This is a genomic window from Mycobacterium sp. IEC1808 (assembly GCF_002101935.1).
GTDB lineage: Bacteria > Actinomycetota > Actinomycetes > Mycobacteriales > Mycobacteriaceae > Mycobacterium.
Map to the genome: position 1 here is coordinate 88609 of NZ_LQPV01000011.1, position 18991 is coordinate 107599.

At 67.9% G+C, this 18991-nt stretch carries 16 protein-coding genes and 1 riboswitch; of the genes, 6 read left to right on the forward strand and 10 right to left on the reverse strand.

Annotated features, from left to right (window positions below; all coding sequences use genetic code 11):
• Positions 1-2 precede the first annotated feature (2 nt).
• The gene (locus tag AWB92_RS29305; RefSeq protein ID WP_142281976.1) at positions 3-212 is read right to left on the reverse strand and encodes a hypothetical protein; all 210 of its coding nucleotides are present in this window, start codon (positions 210-212) and stop codon (positions 3-5) included.
• A gap of 261 nt (positions 213-473) precedes the next feature.
• A riboswitch (M-box (ykoK) riboswitch) is annotated at positions 474-645 on the reverse strand.
• Between the two features lie 112 nt (positions 646-757).
• Between AWB92_RS29305 and AWB92_RS07120 the strand changes: the two genes are divergently transcribed.
• Positions 758-1417, forward strand: a complete 660-nt coding sequence (locus AWB92_RS07120; protein WP_085184681.1) for a class I SAM-dependent methyltransferase — start codon at positions 758-760, stop codon at positions 1415-1417.
• A gap of 4 nt (positions 1418-1421) precedes the next feature.
• Here the strand turns inward: AWB92_RS07120 and AWB92_RS07125 are convergent, their stop codons facing one another.
• The 9 genes from AWB92_RS07125 to AWB92_RS07165 all read right to left on the reverse strand — a co-directional run bounded on the left by AWB92_RS07125 (position 1422) and on the right by AWB92_RS07165 (position 12637).
• On the reverse strand, positions 1422-3512 hold the full coding sequence (locus AWB92_RS07125; RefSeq protein WP_142281977.1) for an acyltransferase family protein: 2091 nt from the start codon (positions 3510-3512) through the stop codon (positions 1422-1424).
• A 92-nt stretch (positions 3513-3604) separates the two neighbouring features.
• Positions 3605-4813 (reverse strand): DUF1214 domain-containing protein, encoded by a 1209-nt coding sequence (locus AWB92_RS07130; RefSeq protein ID WP_085184683.1) that lies wholly within the window; start codon positions 4811-4813, stop codon positions 3605-3607.
• Positions 4814-4837: 24 nt separating this feature from the next.
• On the reverse strand, positions 4838-5599 hold the full coding sequence (locus AWB92_RS07135) for a TIM barrel protein (RefSeq protein ID WP_085184684.1): 762 nt from the start codon (positions 5597-5599) through the stop codon (positions 4838-4840).
• Between the two features lie 7 nt (positions 5600-5606).
• Positions 5607-6776 carry a sulfotransferase gene (locus AWB92_RS07140; RefSeq protein ID WP_085184828.1) on the reverse strand — a complete coding sequence of 390 codons (1170 nt, stop codon included), beginning with the start codon at positions 6774-6776 and terminating at the stop codon, positions 5607-5609.
• Positions 6773-7900 carry an LLM class flavin-dependent oxidoreductase gene (locus AWB92_RS07145; protein WP_085184685.1) on the reverse strand — a complete coding sequence of 376 codons (1128 nt, stop codon included), beginning with the start codon at positions 7898-7900 and terminating at the stop codon, positions 6773-6775. Before AWB92_RS07145 ends, AWB92_RS07140 begins: the two co-directional genes overlap by 4 nt.
• Entirely contained in the window at positions 7897-8679 is a 783-nt protein-coding gene (locus tag AWB92_RS07150) for an SDR family oxidoreductase (protein WP_085184686.1), read from the reverse strand. The genes AWB92_RS07145 and AWB92_RS07150 overlap by 4 nt, the downstream gene beginning before the upstream one ends.
• Positions 8672-10279 carry an AMP-binding protein gene (locus tag AWB92_RS07155; RefSeq protein WP_085184687.1) on the reverse strand — a complete coding sequence of 536 codons (1608 nt, stop codon included), beginning with the start codon at positions 10277-10279 and terminating at the stop codon, positions 8672-8674. The genes AWB92_RS07150 and AWB92_RS07155 overlap by 8 nt, the downstream gene beginning before the upstream one ends.
• 7 nt (positions 10280-10286) lie before the next feature.
• A complete protein-coding gene (locus AWB92_RS07160) occupies positions 10287-11027 on the reverse strand; it encodes a GntR family transcriptional regulator (protein WP_085184688.1) in 741 nt (246 codons plus the stop codon).
• Entirely contained in the window at positions 11027-12637 is a 1611-nt protein-coding gene (locus AWB92_RS07165) for an SMP-30/gluconolactonase/LRE family protein (RefSeq protein WP_085184689.1), read from the reverse strand. Before AWB92_RS07165 ends, AWB92_RS07160 begins: the two co-directional genes overlap by 1 nt.
• Before the next feature lie 185 nt (positions 12638-12822).
• On the opposite strand from AWB92_RS07165, the gene AWB92_RS07170 reads away from it, so the two are divergent.
• Genes AWB92_RS07170 through AWB92_RS07190 form a run of 5 tightly spaced genes read left to right on the forward strand, consistent with a single transcriptional unit; the run spans position 12823 to position 18989 of the window.
• A complete protein-coding gene (locus AWB92_RS07170) occupies positions 12823-13671 on the forward strand; it encodes an SDR family oxidoreductase (protein WP_085184690.1) in 849 nt (282 codons plus the stop codon).
• 41 nt (positions 13672-13712) lie between these two features.
• Positions 13713-15035: an aromatic ring-hydroxylating dioxygenase subunit alpha gene (locus AWB92_RS07175; protein WP_085184691.1), complete on the forward strand. Its 1323-nt coding sequence runs from the start codon at positions 13713-13715 to the stop codon at positions 15033-15035.
• Complete coding sequence (locus AWB92_RS07180) at positions 15032-16888, forward strand: NAD(P)/FAD-dependent oxidoreductase (protein WP_085184692.1); 1857 nt, start codon at positions 15032-15034, stop codon at positions 16886-16888. Before AWB92_RS07175 ends, AWB92_RS07180 begins: the two co-directional genes overlap by 4 nt.
• A complete protein-coding gene (locus AWB92_RS07185) occupies positions 16889-17824 on the forward strand; it encodes an SDR family NAD(P)-dependent oxidoreductase (RefSeq protein ID WP_085184693.1) in 936 nt (311 codons plus the stop codon).
• Complete coding sequence (locus AWB92_RS07190; protein WP_085184694.1) at positions 17817-18989, forward strand: CoA transferase; 1173 nt, start codon at positions 17817-17819, stop codon at positions 18987-18989. Before AWB92_RS07185 ends, AWB92_RS07190 begins: the two co-directional genes overlap by 8 nt.
• Positions 18990-18991 lie beyond the last annotated feature (2 nt).

Here is an 18991-nt window from a genome sequence, read left to right on the forward strand (position 1 = left end):
AATCACCGCCGGTTGCTGTCCGGCGGATGCCCGCCCAGCGAGGCCGAGATGACCGCGATCGGCATCCGCGAGACATAGAGGTTGGCCCGCTCCTGCGGAGTCAGCGTGCTGCGCGCGTGCAGCTTGCCGACCAAGAGTCGGCCGATTCGCAGCATCGACCGGCCACGTCCCCGCTGCGGACCGGCAAGTCGGTGTGCAACAACAAAAGCCATGATCGTCTCCTGTCGGGAGGTCCGATCGGCTCCTGGCATGGCCGTGGGCGCCCGCAATGCGCTTGCTGCGCAGCGGTATAGGGCGCCCGAACAAATCAGGCGGCGAAAAGAATGCCGGAACAGGATCGGGACAAGACGGAATTGGGATACGGACTGTCGCCGGGACTCATCTCGCCCTCACCTCCTCACGGCCGGGACACACGCGGGTGTCGTCACATTCACCTGAACGGGAGAGGCGAAATGACCGGCGGAAAACCACCGGTCGCACCCCTCTCGTCGGAGCTTCGGCACTGCACGGCGTATCCGGAGGTTCCGGAAGCCACTTGGGCTCAACCCTTGGGTCCGGGAAGAGCTGTCCTGACCCGGGGCGTCTCTCGACGTTCGGGGTCAGTGGCCTGTATCCGTGCAGACGCCTCACCTACCGAGGTGCTTGCCTGTCCATATTGCACCGCGACCCAAGGGGCGTCAAATTACTTTACGCAACCATCACGTTGGTTTCTGTTAACCCAACGGGCCCATCGACGGTCGCGACTACGCTCGAAACCATGGCTAATACTTTGCAGGCGCCCAAGGTCGCGACGGTGCTCGACCGGATGTACACCGAAACGAAAAATCAAATGTCGCGGTTGCGGGAAAGGGTCGGCGATTTCGACCGGCCGATGAGCGCGCAGGAGCGCGCCGACGCGATGAGCGAGTTTTACATCCCGGTGACACCGGAATCCGGTCGCCTGCTCTACGCGCTGGTGCGGGCGACCCGGCCGGCCACGGTCGTCGAGTTCGGCATGTCCTTCGGAATTTCCGCGGTTCACCTGGCCGCGGCGGTACGCGACAACGGCACCGGCCGGGTGGTGACCACCGAGCTCAGCGCCAGCAAGATCGCCGCCGCCAAGCAGACGTTCGCCGAGACCGGCCTGGACGACGTGATCACCATTCTGGAGGGAGACGCGCTGACCACGCTGGACAAGCTCGACGGTTCGGTCGATTTCGTCCTGCTCGACGGGTGGAAGGACCTCTACCTCCCGGTGATCGAGCTACTCGAACCGCGCCTGACGACCGGCGCGCTGATCGTCGCCGACAACGCCAGCGCCGCGGACACCCAGCCCTACCTCGACCGGGTGCGGGACCCGGACAACGGCTACGTCAGCTTCAACTTCCTCGTCCGGGAAAGCGACAGCATGGAAATCAGCTGCCGCACCGGCGATTAGGCGCCTAGCGCAGGGATTCCTCGAGCCAGGGCGTCAGCCATTTCACCCCTTCGGGGGTGAGGTGGACGCCGTCGCTGCGCACCTTGATGCCGTCGACCTTGGTCGTGTAAACGCCGTCCGGGCACAGCTTTTTGTTGAGGTCGAGGATTTGGACGCCGGTGTGCTGGGCGACCGTCTTGCGCAGCATGGCATTCCAGAGGTTGACCCGGTCGGGCTGGTCCTCCGGATACAGCCGCCCGTCCGGCTTCTCACCGCCCCGGCTATACGGCACGGTCGCCACCACCACACGAACACCGTTGGCGCTCAAGATGTTCAGCGCTCGCTGTAACTCGCCGTTGAGGTAGGCGTCGAAGGTCGGATCGCCGATATGCGTCCATTGCCCCTCGTTGACCCGATCCACCGTCTCCCAGCGGCCGATGATCAAGAGCGCGACGTCGGGCTGATCCTGGCCGAGCTGCGCCGACCACCTGATGGGCCAGCCGTCACATTCGGGCCGCTGCTCAAGGGTTTGGCCGATGTACCGATAGGGCGTGCCGCGCACCAGGCTGCAGCCGATGACGGTGTGGTCGAGGAACGCGAAGCCGGGCGTCGGCGGCAGGTAGTGCATCCAGGTCCACCCGATCGAGTCGCCGAACACCGAAACGGTGAAGGGCCGGTGGGGATCGCGGGGCGCGGGGCGGCCACCGCCCGGCGGGGACGGCGAGACCGCTGCCACCGCCGAGACCCCCGGGGGCAGGCCCTCGCGCAGGCCGGGCCCGGTGCCCACCGGGACCACCAACAGCGTCACCGCGGCGGCGCTGGCCACGGTCGCCGCCGCGAGCGGTAGCAGCGGCACCCGCGCCGGCCGCCACCGGCGGATCGGTTGTTCGATCAGCCACCAGGACGCCGCGGCAACCACCACCGTGGCGGCGCACCGGGCGCCGAACAGCGGCAGGCCGGACCATCCGGTGCGTTCACCGTTGAGGGCCAAAAAGATTGGCCAATGCCACAGGTACACGCCGTAGGAGATGGTGCCCAGCCACACCAGGGGACGCAGGGCCAGGATGCGGGCGATGGCGCCGCGCTGCTCCATCGCCACCGGGGCGACCACGAGGACGGACGCGACCGCGACCCCGATCAGCAGACCGTGGCGAAAATCACCGGCACGGCCCGACGCGAAGTGGGTCGCCGCCGCCAGCCCGGCCACGCCGAGCAGCGGCAGGAAGCGGGCGACCCGCCGGCCCCACCGGCTGCGGATCAGGCACCAGCCGCGGTTCATCGACGGCCAATCGCGCACCAGCAGTGCCGCCGCGGCGGCGCCGGTGAGCAACGCCTCCGCACGGGTGTCGGTGCCGAAATAGATTCGGTCCCTCGTCGAATCGGAGGCCAGGACGATGGCGACGGCCGCGGAGGCCAGCGCGCCGGTGGTGGCGATCAGGAAGGTGGCGAACCGCACCCCGCCGACGGTGGCCCGCCGGAAGTAGCGCCGGGCCCGCGCGGCCAGCAGCAGGGTCACCGCGATGAGCAGGACCGGCCAGATGAAGTAGTACTGCTCCTCCACCCCGAGCGACCAGGTGTGCTGCAGCGGCGACGGCGGGGCGCCCTGGGTGAAGTAGTCGGTGTTTTGGGCCACGAACCGCCAGTTCGCGACCCAGAGGAACGCGGCGATCGCATCGTCGCGTAATCCGGTGAGCGACTGGCTCGGCAGGAGCTCGCGGGCCGCGCCCACGGTGAGCACCATCAGCACCAGGGCAGGCAGCAGCCGTCGTGCCCGCCGAATCCAGAAGCCGGTCAGCTCAATTCGGCCGGTGCGCTGGAGCTCGTCGAGCAGCAGCGAGGTGATCAGGAATCCGCTGAGGACGAAGAATATGTCGACGCCGATGAACCCGCCCGTGACACCGGGGATGCCGCCGTGCCCGACGAGTACCAGCGTGACCGCGATTGCGCGAAGCCCGTCCAGCGCCGGAATGCCGCTGCGCCGTTCGGGTTGATCCCAGATCGCGATCCGGCCGGCGCGGCGCACCGGGGCGACCCATCGCGGCCGACCAGCAGAACGCGCCGGTGCGGGGTTCCTCCCGCCCGGTTCAGTGTCCGCCGTTAACGCGCCCTGGCCCATGCCGATACGTCGCTGCCCCTCCTCGTGATCGCAGCCAGCCTAGTTGCGCGGGAGCCCGGATAGCCGGAAAGACACGCGCGTGCGTGGGCGCATCAGAGGGGAAATCGATTACGGATCCCGTTGAAGCGCTCCCACATCAACGCGGTGCGTTCGGCGCTGGTGACACGCGCGGTTTCCGGCGGTAACGCCCGCGTGAGGTCGGCGTGTTTGACGAGCCGGGTCGTCAGCGTCACGGGCTGACCCGCGAGCATGTGCCGGTAGGTGAGGTTCCCACGCTCGAATCCCTGGGTGTCGATCCAGTTGTGCAGGCCCGGGTCCCGGTGGGCCAGAATCAGTCTGACTTTGCCGTCGTCGTCGACCGATGCGCGGCTCGGGGTGTAGCTGACCGGTCGGTAGAGGAAGTCCATGCTGGTGAAGTAGGCCCCCATGTTCGTGATCATCCACAATCCCTCGTGGGCGTCGAACTCGACGATGAGGGCGTCGTCGGGGCCCAGTTCCCAATACATGTTGACGGCGGCCCGGCCGCGCTTGGCGTCAGCGTCGGACGCGTCCGGGCGAGGGAACCGGTTCGGATGTTCACCGTCGACGCCGCCGTGGGTGAACGGGAACTCGGGCCAGTCGCTCATCAGCCCGGTGACGAAATCACCCGCCCAGCGCATGGCCGCGACCATGGTGTCAGGGCTGGGCAGCGGCTTCGGCGAGGTCATGTCGACGCGCTCGATCCGCATCCGCGCGGGTCGCTCGTCCCAGCGGTCGAAGCCCTGGCGGATGAACAGCTTGCGCGACTGCGCGGTGGTCGGCAGCCAATTCGGGCCGCGCTCGGGGCCGCCGATATACAGCACGAAGGTGCCGTCCGGCTCGACTCGGAGCTGGTGGCCGAGCAGGTTGACCTCCGGCACGTCCCCGAACGGCTCGTGCAGGACGTGCGGGCCGTCGGGGCGCGCCCCCTGCACGGTGATGTTGAAAAAGGGTGCGGTGCCGCGGGTTCCGGTGATCCGGTAGGTCGATTCGCCGTCGATCCAGGCCTGCTGGTAGGTGAAATCGGCGCAGTCCCCGCCCAGTTTCCGGGTCGGGTTGCAGAAGGCGTGCAGCACCGGATAGCGGGTGTCGCGGGTTTCCAGGGCCAGATCGAACGCCTGCCCCAGGTTCTGGGTGAGGAAGCGAAACGCGTCGGCGCGCTGGACGCCGGAGGTCGCGTTGAAGTCTTTGAACGCCTGCTTGCCGGCAACCTTCAATCGCTCGCAGAATTCGTCCCACGCGCGGTCGAGCGCCGCGTCGTCCGCCCCGTCGCCGAAAGCCACCGCACCCCTTCCTTTCTCGGCTGCTCAGCCGTCGAGCCTGTCGAGCATCGCGTGCACCGTCGCGCACGCCCGCACGGCCGCCGCCAACCTGCCCTCCGCGTCGATGCGGGGTCCGAGCAACTCCAGGTCGAAACCGAACCGATAGCCCCCGGCCAGCGCCTGGGCCACGAACGATTCGACCGGAATCGCGCCGTCGCCGGGTACCGCGCGGGCCGGTAGGGCCCGATCGCCCAGCACGTAATCGCTCAGCTGGATCAGTTGCGTGCGGGGCAGCGCCCGCCGCAGCAGGCCCGCGAGATCGGCTTCGGCCCAGCAGTGAAACAGGTCGATGCAGATGCCGAGCCCCGCCAGCTCGGCGAGGGTGATCGTGTCACGCAGGCTGTGCGCGAGATGGATGTCGGCGTAGAGGCTCGACGCGTTTTCGATGGCCAGGCCGACGCCGGCCTGCCCGGCCTGTTGCACGCACGGCTCGATCGCGCCGCAAAACCGCTCGGCCGCCTGCTCCCAGGTGAGCCCGTCTCGGCCGCCGGTGAGCAGGTAGATGCACCGCGCACCCGTCGTTGCGGCGGCATCGATCAGCCGGGACAGGTCCGGCCCGGCGCGGAACAGGTGGTAGACCGCTTCGACCGCGTACTCTTCGGCGCGGATCAGGCGGACGAAGGCGGGGTCGAGGAGTTGGGTGTCGAGGATGCTGAGGTGTCGCAGGCCAAGGACCGTCCAATTCTGGTGCAGCTCATCGGTATCCGCCCCGAGGAACGTCACGTTGTGGACCGATAGCGCGCGCACGGGTGCCTCAGTCCCGCTTTTCGATGCTGACCCCGAACCGCTCCCGGAAGGGCGCGAACTCGGCGTGCAGGTCGTCGAGGTTCTCGCCGATGTCGGTCAGCAACCGGGTGGAGTAGCGGAACTTCCCGTAGCGGTCGCCGCGGTTGTAGGCCAGGTAATCGCGCATCGACGCCTCGGCCTCGCCGGTTAGGGCTCGCCCGCAGAAGGCGTAGTAGCGCCCGACGGTCGCGATCGGGTCGGCGATGAAATCGGCGTAGGGGATGTGCAGGATTCGCGGGTCGTCGACCAGCGGGTTGGTCATGGTGTTGGCGATGCTGGCCCGCGTCATTTCGAGGTGCTTTTTCGCCTCGACCGCGAGATCGATCGGGCCGACGATACCGTCGAGGATGTCGGCCATCATCATGGTGCGCGACGCCGCCACCTGGACCGGGTCGCGATGCAGCCACAGCAGGTTCGCGTCGGGATAGGTATCGAAGAGCTCCTTGAGCCGAAAGCCGTGAAATCCCTTCAGCACCCAGTACTTCCGGGGCCGGTTGTATTGAAACTGCTGCAGCATCGCCTTGTGCAGGCGGTACTGCGCGGCCGGGTCCGTCGGCAGGCCGCCGACGAGGGTCTGCATCGGCACCCGCCACCACGCCGTCGGGGTCATCACCCGGAAGTCGAAGGCCCACGTGCGCTCGTCTTCGGGCAGACCGTCGCCGAGCATGTCGTTGTAGGGGTGGCTGAGCAGCCACTTGGGCATCTTCGCGTTGATCTCGCGCCAATCGGCGTCGGCCCGGGCGCGGCGGGGGTCGTCGGGGCGGGTGGTGCCGGGCGGCGGCGACGGGTACATCACCTCCCAGAACCGCAGCGCGCGCGCGTGCGGGTCCACCGCCATCAGGGCGTGCACGAGCGTGGTTCCCGAGCGCGGCTCCCCCGTGACGAACATCGGGTGATCGATCACCTCGGCACCGATCGGATAGCGGTTGCGGTCCTCGATGAATTCCAGGCGCGACGTCAGCAGCCAATGGCACACCCCTTCGGCCTGTTCAATGCCGTTGGCGTCCATGCCGATATCGTTCAAGTGGTCGACGGCCAGGCGGAACCGCTGCGGCAGTGTCGGATCGCCGTAGTCGTCCCGCCCCGCCTCGGCCTGCGCGCGGGCAAGCATCGCGTCCGCGTCGAGTCCCGCCGTCACGGTTGCCCGCCACACAGAGTCAACAATTCGTCCTCCGTCTTGCGCACGTTGGCCGCCGACGCGGCGCTGAACTCCAGTCCGGCCATCGCGCCGTAATCCAGGATCTTGGGAACCCGGAGGCCGGCGTCCACATACGACTTGATGATTCGAGCGACCTGCCGGGGTGTGCCATGCGGCACGATCGCCCGGATCGCCTCCGGCTTGACGTGGCCGAGGAAGTCGAGGATCCGTTCCCGCGTCAGCGTCGTCGGGTCGATGTCATGAAACCCGCCCCAGTCGTCGCCCATCGGATGGTCGAAGCCGAAGCGGCGCAGCACTTCCGCAGAGACCTGCAGCAGGAACGCGGCCACCAGCGGAGCGCGCAAGATCCTTTCGATCGCGTCGTCGTCCTCGCCGATCAGGCAAACCTGCACGTAGCACGGCGTGATCGCCATCGGGTCGCGGCCGGCCCGTTCCGCCGATTGCCTTACCGCGCCGAGCATTTCGGCGTAGTGCTCGGGGGTCCAGGCCCCGGCCGGCCACCAGCCGTCGGCGTAGCGCCCGACGATGTCGAGCATTCGTGGCCCGCTGGCGCCGACCCAGATCGGCGGGAAGCGCCCGTCGTAGGGCTCGGTGTCCAGGCGGGCGCGATGCAGTCGGTAGAACCGCCCCTCGAAGTCCACCGGACCGTCGCTGTCCCACAGCAGCCGGATGACCCGCAACGCTTCCTCGAAGCGGCCGACGGGCCGGGCGAAGTCGAACCCGTAGGGCACGATGTTTTCGCTCTCGCCGCTGCCCAGGCCCAGAATGAATCGCCCCCGGGAGAGATGGTCGATCGTCAGCGCGCTTTGGGCCAGCATCGCGGGGTGCCGGCGCACGGTGTCCACGACGCTGGTGGCCAGCGGCACCCGTTCGGTCAGCACGGCCGCCGCCGCGGCGACCGCCATGCCGTCGAGGTGGCGATGCGGCGACGGCGACGACGTTGCGAGGTCGGTGAACTCGGGCTTCCACAGCGCGTCGGGCCAAAAGCTCACCATGTGATCCGGCAGCCAGATCGAGTGGTACCGACCGGTATCCAGCTCCGCCAGGCCTGACAGGTTCAGCGGGAGGGTGGTGCGCACGAACGCGGCGGGCGAAACCTTCACCTCGCTACCCACTCCGAGTTCAGGGCGAAGTCCGACATGTACCTGGTCGAGCTCCAGCCGCCGTCGACGACGATCGTCTGCCCGTTGATGAAACTCCCACCGGGCGAGCACAGGAACGCAACGGTGCTGGCGATGTCGTCGACGGTGCCCAGCCGCTGATGCGGTGTCAGCTCGGTGTTGATCTTGCGGAATCGCTCGTCCTGCAAGCGCTTCTCGACCATCGGTGTCACCGTGACGCCGGGCGCGACGGCGTTGCAGCGGATGCCGGCGGGGCCGTACTGGCAGGCGATGTGGGTGGTCAGGGCGGTCAGGCCGCCCTTTGCGGCGGAGTAGGCGCCGCCGCGCAGCCCGCCGACGACGGCGAAGGTCGACGTGATGTTGATGATCGCCGACCCGGGTGCCATGTGCGGCAGCACCTCGCGCGCGAGCCGAAACGGCGCCCGCAACATCAAACCCAGGAAGTAGTCCAGTGTTTCGTCGTCGGTTTCGTGTACCGGTTTGGGGTTGCCGACCCCGGCGTTGTTGATCAGGAAGTCGATATGGCTCCAACGGTCGACGGCGGCGTCGACGATGCGCCGCGGCGCGTCGTCCTGGGTCAGGTCGACGGCCACGGTCGCGACCCGAGCCGGGTCGGCGATGGAGTTCTGCAGCTCGGCCAGTCGGTCCTCGTCGCGGCCCGTGCCGAGAACCGCCATTCCCATCTCGGCGAGTCTCTTTGCGCATCCCAAACCGATGCCGCTGGTTGCGCCCGTGACGATAGCGACCTGCATCTCACCCATCCTGTGTTAAAGCGGCCCTGATCCGATGTTTGAGGATCTTGCCCGCGTCGTTCTTGGGCAGCGCATCCCAAATGACCACCTGCTCAGGCGCCTTGAACTTCGCGACACCCTTGCTTTGCAGCAGGGCGAGCAGGTCGGCGACGCCCGGCTCCGAGTCGCCCCGCTCCGCCGAGGGCACGATCACCGCGCACGCCCGTTCTCCGGTTCGCTCGTCGGGCAGCCCGATGACCGCGATTTCGGCGATGCCGGGGTGCTCGGCGAGCAGGTCCTCGACTTCCTTGGCCGAGATGTTCTCGCCGTTGCGAATGATGACGTCCTTTGCCCGCCCGGTCACGAGGAGGTATTCGTCATCGACCCAGCGCCCGAGGTCCCCGGTGTGGAAAAACCCTGCGGCATCGAATGACTCGGCATCGTCGTGCGAATGCCGGTACCCGATCAGCATCTGCGGGCCGCGGACACAGATCTCACCGTCACCGTCGGATGCCCAGTCGTGGGCGGCGAGCTTGATCTCGGTGATGCCGGGCCGCCCGTCGGTGTCGGCGGCTCGGTCGGCTTCGTCCGGCCGGGGTGCGCCGACGGTGGCGACGGGCACCTCGGTGCAGCCGTACACCCGAGTGACGACCGCTCTGTCGAAATAGTCGGCGGCGCGCCGGATCAGCGACGGCGACACCGACGCGCCGCCGCAGATGAACACCTTCAAGTCGGGCAGGCGGGTGCCGGCGCGCTCGGCGGCGGACAACAGCTGCTGCAGAAACGGTGTCGCACCGGCCATGTGGGTGCACCGTTCGCGGTCCATCAGCGCCACGGCCGCCGCCGGATCCCACCGGTCCATCAGCACCGCGGTCGTGCCCAGCAGCAGCGGGCATTCGAACGCGTAGATCGACCCGCCGATGTGCGCGATGGGCGACGGGACCAGGAACGCATCGCCCGGCTCGACGTTCCACTGGTCACGGATCTGACTGATCAGCGCGTGTAGCGAATTGTGGCTGTGCAGCACGCCTTTCGGGCGCCCAGTGGTGCCCGACGTGTACAGGACCATCCGCGCGGCGTCGGGATCCAGCCGCGGCAGCCGCGCGGGATCCGGCGGGCCCTCCAGCAGCGCCGGATATGGCGTGTGCGCACCGGGTTCGCCACGCAGCACCACGACCTCGGGGGCGGGGCGCATCGCGGCGGTGACGCGTTCGAGCATCGCGGCGTAGTCGTGGCCGCCGAAGCGGTGCGGGACGAAGATCATCGCGGATTCGACGTCTTCGAGGATGAAGCGCAAATCGTGGTCGCGCAGCGACGGCAGGATCGGGTTCACCACCATCCCGGCCAGCGTCGCGGCCAGGTAGACGACGGCGGCCTCGTGCCAGTTCGGCAACATGAACGACACCACGCTGCCGGTCGGCACGCGCGCCAGCAGGGCGTTGGCCAACCGGGTCGCCTGGCTGTCGAGCGCGGCGCAATCCAGCCGAGTGTCCCCGTCCACCAACGCCGTTCGCCGTGGCGTGGTCTCCGCGGCCGCGCGCAGCGAGTCCGCCAGCGTGGTGCTGACCCACAGCCCACGCCGGTATGCCTCCGCCGCGAATGGCGCGTCTCGGTGGGCCTGGGCTGTCACGTCCGTCCTAATCATTCACGCGGCGCATGGTCATCGCGTACCGGAAGCTCGACGACAGGTGAGTGTTGACCGTTACCTGGGCGACCTCGCCGTCGGAGGTCTTGTAGGTGCGCCGCATCTGCAGCGCCGCCGTGCCCGCCGCGGCCCCGAGGCCGTCGGCCAGCTCGGGCGGCAGCAGCACCGCGGCGATCTCCTGGCGCAGCTCGGCGATGCTCACCCCGAACAGGTCCTCGATCAGCGGAAAGATCGGGCCGGTGTGGCGTTGCAGCAGCCGGCCGACCGCGGCGAAATCGCGGTTGATGTAGTACTCCGTTCGGCACAGGGGCACCGACGCGCCGTCGGCCCGCCGGTAGCCGCGCACGGACAGCCACTGCGTGCCGGCCGGCAGCCCGGTCCGCGCGGCGAGTTCGTCGTCGATCTCCACCATCTCGTTGGACTCGATGGTCAGCTGCGCGCCGGACGCGAACGCGAGCAGGTCGTCGATCGACATCGTGTCCTGCGCATAGGAACTGGTCGCCGGCCGGGGGACCACCCGGGTACCCGCGCGGGGCCGCGATGCGACCAGGTTGTCCTCGCGGAGTCGGCGCAGCGCTTCCCGCACGGTGTAGCGGCTGACCGCGAATCGCTCGCACAGCTGGTGCTCCGTCGGCAGCTGCGAACCCACCGGGTACACGCCATCGACGATCTCTTTGCGCAGCGTTCGCGCGATCTGCAGATAACGGTGCTCGCTCGAGATCGCCTGGGACATCAGCGGCCGTCCGGCGATCGGCGCACCGCCAGCACGCTGCCGTCCCCGTCGGCCGAGACGTAGAGCGTCCCGTCGGCCGCGGCGGCGATGCCGGCGAAGGGGCCCTGCGGGCCGGAAAACGGCGGCATGCCTTTCAGCGGCTTGGGCACCACCCCCGCCGGGGGTCCGACCGGCAATCCCGACGCGATGGTCCACCGATCCTTGGTTTTCATGTCGAACGCGACCAACTCCTTGGCGCCGGCGTCGACGATGTAGAGCACGTCGTCACGCACGCAAATGCCCTGCGGGCGTTGCAGATCGGCGACGACCGTGTCGATGGCCGAGCCGTTCAGTCGGATCACCCGTCCCGCGCCGGCCTCCGCGACAAGGCATGCCCCGTCGCCGCCCATCGCGACGCCGACCGGGTCGCGCAGGCCGGTGGCCAGTGCGTCGACGCCAGCCGAGCGAACCGACAGCACCCGCCCGGTGCCCAATTCGGCGACGACCGGCCCGCCCGGCCCGAGCGCGACGCCGTAGAGCTGGTCGAAACCGTCTGCCAGCACCTCGGTTTCGCTCGCCGCCGGACGGTAACGGCCGACCTGGCCGCCCGAGGTGGTGACGGCGAACTCGCCCGATCCGCTCGACGCGACGCCCCGCAGGAAGCCGGGATAGCCGGGGCTGAACAACATCCCGACGGTTCGCAACGACCCGTCGGGCAGTGCGACATAGAAGTACGTGCCGTCGGCGACGTAGAGCCGCCCGTCGTGGCCCACGGTCAGATCCAGCGGCCAGTTCAGCCCGCCGGGCAGCACGGTTCGCGTCGAACCGTCCGACGATATCTCGGTGATCTCGCCGGTGAAGTTGGACGCCAGCACCCGATCGCCGACCAGGGTGCAGTTGTCCAGCCCCGGACTCAGCTGGGCCAGCAGCCGTTGCTCGCCGCTGCGCGGGTCGATGCGCAGCACCTGGCCGCTGGCCACCTGGGTCGAGACGATGTAGCCCTGCGGGTCGAACTTGACCGAGTCGGGCACGCCGAGATCGCCCGCGACGCACTGTGGTTCGCCGCCGTCGGGATGCACGCGCCAGATCTCGTTGGCGCCCATCACCGGGAAATACAGCATTCCGTCCGGGCCGACCTCCATCGCGTTGGGTGAGGGCACGCCGTCCAGCAGCACCCGCGGCGGCCCGCCGTTCAGGTCCAGCTCCAGCAGCCGCCCACCCTCGCGGCATTCGCCGATGAACAACCGGTCGCCGTGAAAGGTGATCCCGTTGGCCGACGGAACGTCGTCGCGCAGCACCCGGGTCCGGCCGGCGGTGTCGCGCACGCTGACCCGCCCGTCCATTACCTCGGTCGCGTACAGGTTGCCGCGCGAGTCGAACGCGACGTCGTCGGGGGCCACGATCTCGCCGCCCTTGGCGCTGATGACCCCCAGTTCCCCGGTGCGTGGATCCAGCGCGCTGATCTGGCTGCCGGTCACCTGAGCGATGTACACCCGCCCGTCCGGGCCGGTGCGCAGGCCGTTGGCGCCGAACAGGCGGCTGGGAGCGGTGACCCGCTCGAGTCGCCAGCCCTCCGCGACGCCGATCGACTGCGGTACCGCGTAACGGGATGGCTGCGTCGCGATGGCCATATCCTGCCGAGGTCCTTCCGTCAGCCGTTTGAGCTGGACGCTATCAAGTTGTTCTAGTCCAGACAATAGCCGTCAAAGCATCCCGTCTTGGCCTTGACAGCACGCTTCATCGATGGGAATAGTGTTCTCCGAGGGACAGAACGCGGTATCTTGTCCGGACAAAGCGGCGCAGTAGATAGCAGGTCATGGACGATCTTCTCGGGCTAGACGGGCGCGTCGTCGTGGTTTCCGGCGCCGGCGGCGGTGGCATCGGCACCACCGTCACGGCCATGACCGCCCGCGCCGGGGCAACGGTTATCGCGGTGAGCCGGTCGAAGGAAAACCTGGACGAGCACGTCGCCCCGCTGGCGCAACAGGGCTTGGCGGTGGTGCCCGTCGCGGCCGACGCGTCGACGGACGAGGGCATCGCCACGGTGATCGACCAGACGCGGCGCGCCGACGGCAGCCTCTACGGACTGGTTAACGTCGCCGGCGGCGCCGAGCCGTCGACGTGGATGCCGTCGACGCGGGTGACGCGTGAAGACTGGCGCAAGATCTTCACTGACAACCTCGAAACGGCGTTCTTCATGAGCCAGGCCGTGGCGGCCGAACTCGTCGCGCAACAGCGGCCCGGGTCGATCGTGTCGATCTCGTCGATCAGCGGCATGAACACAGCGCCGTTCCACATCGCCTACGGGACCGCCAAGGCCGCGATCGCGGCGATGACCCGGACGATGGCGCTCGAGCTGGCGATGTCCGGGATCCGGGTGAATGCCGTGGCGCCCGGCGTCACCGAGACGGCGGCCTCGCGCACCTACGTCGACGAGGACCCGGACCGGGATCGGCAGGCGATCGCGATGGGCCGCCGCGGCCGGCCGGAGGAGCAGGCCGGCGCCATCCTGTTCCTGCTCTCGGACCTGTCGAGCTACATCACCGGCCAGACGCTGCTCGTCGACGGCGGCCTCGACCTCAAGTGGAGCCACCTGGGCGCCGACAACACCTCGCTGTTCCTCAAGGACGAATCCTTCCGCGCGGCCATTAGGAGGATGTCGTGACTGACACGGAAGTCCAAGCGACCGAAGAACTTTCGAAACCCATGACGATCGGCGTCGAGGCCTACATCAGCGCGGACTACGCCCGCGCCGAGCGCGACAAGCTGTGGCGCAAGGTGTGGCAGCAGGTCGGCCGCGTCGAAGAGCTGCCCGAGGTGGGCAGCTACCTGACCTACGACATTCTCGACGACTCGATCATCGTGGTGCGCACCGGCCGCAACGAATTTCGCGCGCACCACAACGTGTGCATGCACCGCGGCCGAAGGCTGATCGACACGCCGCAGGGCGCGAAGAACGCCTGCGGCCGCGCCCGCAAGTCGTTCGTGTGCGGATTCCACGGCTGGACATACGGTTTGGACGGGGCGTGCACTCACATCCGCGAGCAACAGGACTGGCAGGAGGCGCTGACCCCGGAGAACACCCACCTTCGGCCGGTCAATGTCGACACGTGGGGCGGCTGGTTGTGGATCAACATGGACCCCGACTGCGAGCCGCTGGCCGACTACCTGTTCCCCGCCGCCAAGATCCTCGACCCGTTCGGTTTGGAGAACATGCGCTGCAAATGGCGCAAATGGCTTTACTTCGACTGCAACTGGAAGGTCGCGCTGGAGGCGTTCAACGAGACCTACCACGTCTACACGACCCATCCGGAGTTCAACAAGTTCGGCGAATTCAAGGGGTGGGCCAAGGCGCAGGGCAAGCACAGCAACATCGGCTACGACGCGCCGGACGACCTCGCCGCGACCAAGTCCAAGATCCGCCTCGGCACCGGCGCCGATCCCCGCGTGTCGACCGCGGAGATGCAGATCTACACGATGGAGGAAACCAACACCTCCACCACCGAGACGCTGGTGAACGCCGCCAAACGACTCGTCGCCGAGCTGCCCGAGGGCACCCCGGCGGACAAGGTCCTCGAGCACTGGCTGGCGTCGGCGCGCCGCGACGACGCGGCCCGCGGCGTGATCTGGCCGACGATCCCACCCGACATCCTCGGGCAGGCCGGCACCGCGTGGCAGATCTTCCCGAACTTCCAGATCGGTCAGGGCCTGACGGTTGCGCTGTGCTACGGCGCCCGGCCGGACCCGAGCTACAACCCCGACAAGTGCATCTTCGAGGTGTCGGTGTTCGAACTGTTTCCGAAAGGCGAAGAGCCGCAAACGGAGTGGGAGTACACCCCGGTCGGTGACCCGCGGTGGCGCTCGGTGTTGCCCCAGGACTTCTCCAACATGGCCGCCGTGCAGCAGGGCATGAAATCGCTGGGCTTCCCGGGCACCAAGCCCAATCCCTACCGTGAGCGCAGCACCGTCAACCTGCACTACCAACTGTCGAAGTACATGGGCACCGGTGAGCCGAAAGAGATTCAATGACGAATTTCGACACCTGTGGGCCGACCGACACCCCACAAGACATCGACATCGACGCGCTGCGCGAGAAGTATCTGCACGAGCGCGACAAGCGGTTGCGCCCCGAAGGATCTAAGCAATATCTGGAACTCAAGGGCGATTTCGCCGAGTTCTCGGAGGTCGATCCGCACACGCCGGTGACTCCGCGCACGCCGATCACCGAAGACGTCGAGGTAGCGGTTCTCGGAGGGGGCATCGCCGGGCTGCTGGCGGGCGCCTACCTGAAGAAGTCCGGCGTCGACGATGTTCACGTCATCGAGATGGGCGGCGACTTCGGCGGCGTCTGGTATTGGAACCGTTTCCCCGGAATCCAGTGTGACAACGACGCGTATTGCTACATCCCGATGCTCGAAGAACTCGACTTCATGCCGAGCAAGAAGTTCGCCGACGGTGCGGAGATCTATGAACACTGTCGCCGCATCGCCAAGCATTTCGGACTGTACGACGGGGCGATCTTCTCTACCCAGGTGCGCACGCTGCGCTGGGATGACGCGATCAAACGCTGGCGGCTGCGGACGAATCGTGGCGACGACATCCGCGCCCGATTCGTGGTGATGACACAGGGCTCCTACAACCGGCCCAAGTTGCCCGGGATCCCCGGCCTCAAGGACTACTTGGACGCCGGAGGCCACGCCTTCCACTCGGCGCGCTGGGACTACGACTACACCGGCGGCGACGCCAACGGCGGACTGCACAAGCTTGCCGACAAGCGGGTCGCCCTCGTCGGCACCGGGGCGACGGGTGTTCAGTTGGTTCCCCACCTGGGTCGGGATGCCAAGCATTTGTACGTATTCCAGCGGACACCCTCATCGGTGGACGAGCGCGGAAACGAGCCCACGAGTCCGCACTGGGTGGAATCGCTGCAGCCCGGATGGCAGGCGGAGCGCAAGCGCAATTTCCATCGCTGGTCGCCGTTCGAGGGCGTGGTGTTCGATGCGGCCGATCTGGTGTGCGACTTCTGGACCGAGCTGGGACGCAACATGACTGCGCGCATCGCCGCCAGTGACGACCCCGCGTCGCTGGGAATCGAACAGATCATGGCGATCCGCGAGGAAGAGGACTACAAGATCATGGAGCGGCTGCGCCGCCGGATTGCCGACATCGTCGATGACCCCGATACCGCCGAAGCGCTCAAGCCCTACTACCGGTTCCTGTGCAAGCGACCGTGCTCGAGCGACGAGTACCTGCCGACCTTCAACAATCCCAACGTCACGTTGATCGACGTGTCGGAGTCCAAGGGCGTGGAACGGCTCACGGAGAACGGCATCGTCGCCAACGGCGTTGAGTACGAGATCGATTGCGTGATCTTCGCCAGCGGCTTCGAGATCTCCACCGAGATCAGCCGCCGCTACGCGATGGATGCGATCGAAGGCCGCGACGGGGCGTCGCTCTTCGATCACTGGCGCGACGGCTACAAGACCTTGCACGGCATGACCACTCGCGGCTTCCCGAACCAGTTCCACACCGGCTTCCTCCAGGGGGGCGTTTCGGCCAACACCACGGCGATGTTCGAGCAGCAGGCCGAACACATCGCCTACATCATCTCCGAAGCCATCAGACGCGGCGTGACCACCGTCGAACCGAGTCAGGAGGGTCAGGACAAGTGGGTCGCCACGATCCGGGAACTCGCGATCGACAACTCGGCGTTCGAAATGACCTGCACGCCCGGCTATTACAACAATGAGGGCGGCGGGGGCGGCGAGGGCATCCGCTCGTTTCTCGGGGAGCCCTACTCGCCCGGCTTCTACGCGTTCGACGACCTGCTCAAACAATGGCGTGCCAAAGGCGACCTCGACGGTCTGGTGCTCGGAACGTAGATGGCCGATTTGAGATTTGACGGCAGGGTGGCGGTGGTCACCGGGGGTGGCCGCGGGCTGGGCCGCTCCTACGCCGTGCTGCTGGCGTCCCGCGGCGCGAAGGTCGTCGTCAACGACCCCGGGGGCGGCCTCGCCGGGGATGGGACCGACGCCGGTCCGGCCGACGACGTTGTGCGTGAGATCCTCGCCGCCGGAGGGCAAGCCGTCGCGAGCACCGATTCGGTGGCCACCGCGGAAGGCGGCAAGGCGATCATCGACGCGGCGCTGGAACGCTACGGCCGCCTCGACATCCTGATCCACAACGCCGGCAACGTCCGGCGCGGCTCGCTGAAGGAGATGAGCTACGAGGATTTCGACGCCGTGCTCGACGTGCACCTGCGGGGCGCGTTCCACGTTGTGCGGCCGGCATTTCCGGTGATGTGCGAGGCCGGCTACGGGCGCATCGTGCTGACGTCCTCGATCGGTGGCCTGTACGGAAACCACGGCGTGGCCAACTACGCGGCCGCGAAGGCCGGCGTGCTCGGGCTGGCGAACGTCGCCGCCCTCGAGGGCGCGGCCGAGGGCGTGCGGTGCAACGTGATCGTCCCGGCCGCGGTGACGAGGATGGCCGATGGCATCGACACCTCGGCCTACCCGCCGATGGGCCCGGAGCTCGTCGCGCCCGCGGTGGCCTGGCTCGCCCACGAAACCTGTTCGGTGACCGGGGAGATGTTCATCGCGCTCGCGGGTCGGGTCGCGCGGGCGGTGATCGCCGAGAGTCCCGGCGTGCACCGGCCGGCGTGGACGGTCGAGGACGTCGGCGCGCACCTCGACGCGATCCGAAACGTCGAGGCGCCGCTGATCTTTCCGGTAGTGCCCGACGGTCACGGCCAGCACATCCGGTACACCTTCGACCTCGCGCGCCGTTCCAGCGATCGAGGCGTGCTGCATGGCTAGCCGGGCGGGCGCGGGACCGCTGGCCGGCGTTCGGGTGATCGACCTCACCGCGATGGTGATGGGACCGTACTGCACCCAGATCATGGCCGACATGGGCGCCGACGTGATCAAAGTCGAACCGCCCCAGGGCGATAACACCCGCTACATCTCGGTCGGTCCGGCGCCGGGCATGAGCGGGGTGTTCGTCAACGTGAACCGCGGCAAGCGCAGCATCGTGCTGGACCTGCGCACCGACGAGGGCACGCGGGCGCTGCGCGCGCTGGTCGAGACCGCGGACGTGTTCATCCACTCGATGCGCGCCAAGGCGATCGCCAAGCTCGGCTTCGCCTACGACGACGTCGCCGCGATCAACCCCGCGATCGTCTACACCAACTGCTACGGGTACGGGCGGCGCGGACCCGAACGGGACCGGCCCGCCTACGACGACACCATCCAGGCCGAATGCGGCCTGCCCGCGGTGCAACAGCAGCTCACCGGCGAGGCCGATTACGTCGGCACCATCATGGCCGACAAGGTCGCCGGGCTGACCGCGCTGTACGCGACGACCATGGCGCTGTTCCACCGCGAGCGCACCGGCGAGGGGCAGGAGGTCGAGGTCGCCATGTTCGAAACCATGGCCTCGTTCATGCTCGTCGAACACGCCAACGGCGCCCTGTTCGACCCGCCCCTGGGCCCGGCCGTCTATCCGCGCACGGTGGCGCCCAACCGGCGTCCCTACCGCACCAGCGACGGCTACATCGCCGCGCTCATTTACAACGACAAGCACTGGAACGCGTTCGTCGACGCCGTGCGCCCGCCGTGGGCCAGCGAGCTGTATTCGACGTTGGAAGAGCGCGCGCGCCACATCGACACCGTGTACGGGCTGGTGGCCGAGACGATGAAACAGCGCTCGACCGGGGACTGGCTCACGCTGTTCGGCGAGCTCGAGATACCGGCCGCGCCGCTGAACACGCCGAGCGCGTTGTTCGACGATCCGCACCTCAACGCCGTCGGCATGTTCCAGACCGTCGACACCCCGCACGGGCCGGTGCGGTTTCCCGGCGTGCCCACCTGGTTCTCCCGGACACCGGGTCGGGTCGCCGGGCCGGCGCCCGAACTCGGGGCCGACACCGCCGAAGTGCTCGCCGAAATCGGCGCCGCAGTCCGCGATGGAAAGGAATTCTGACC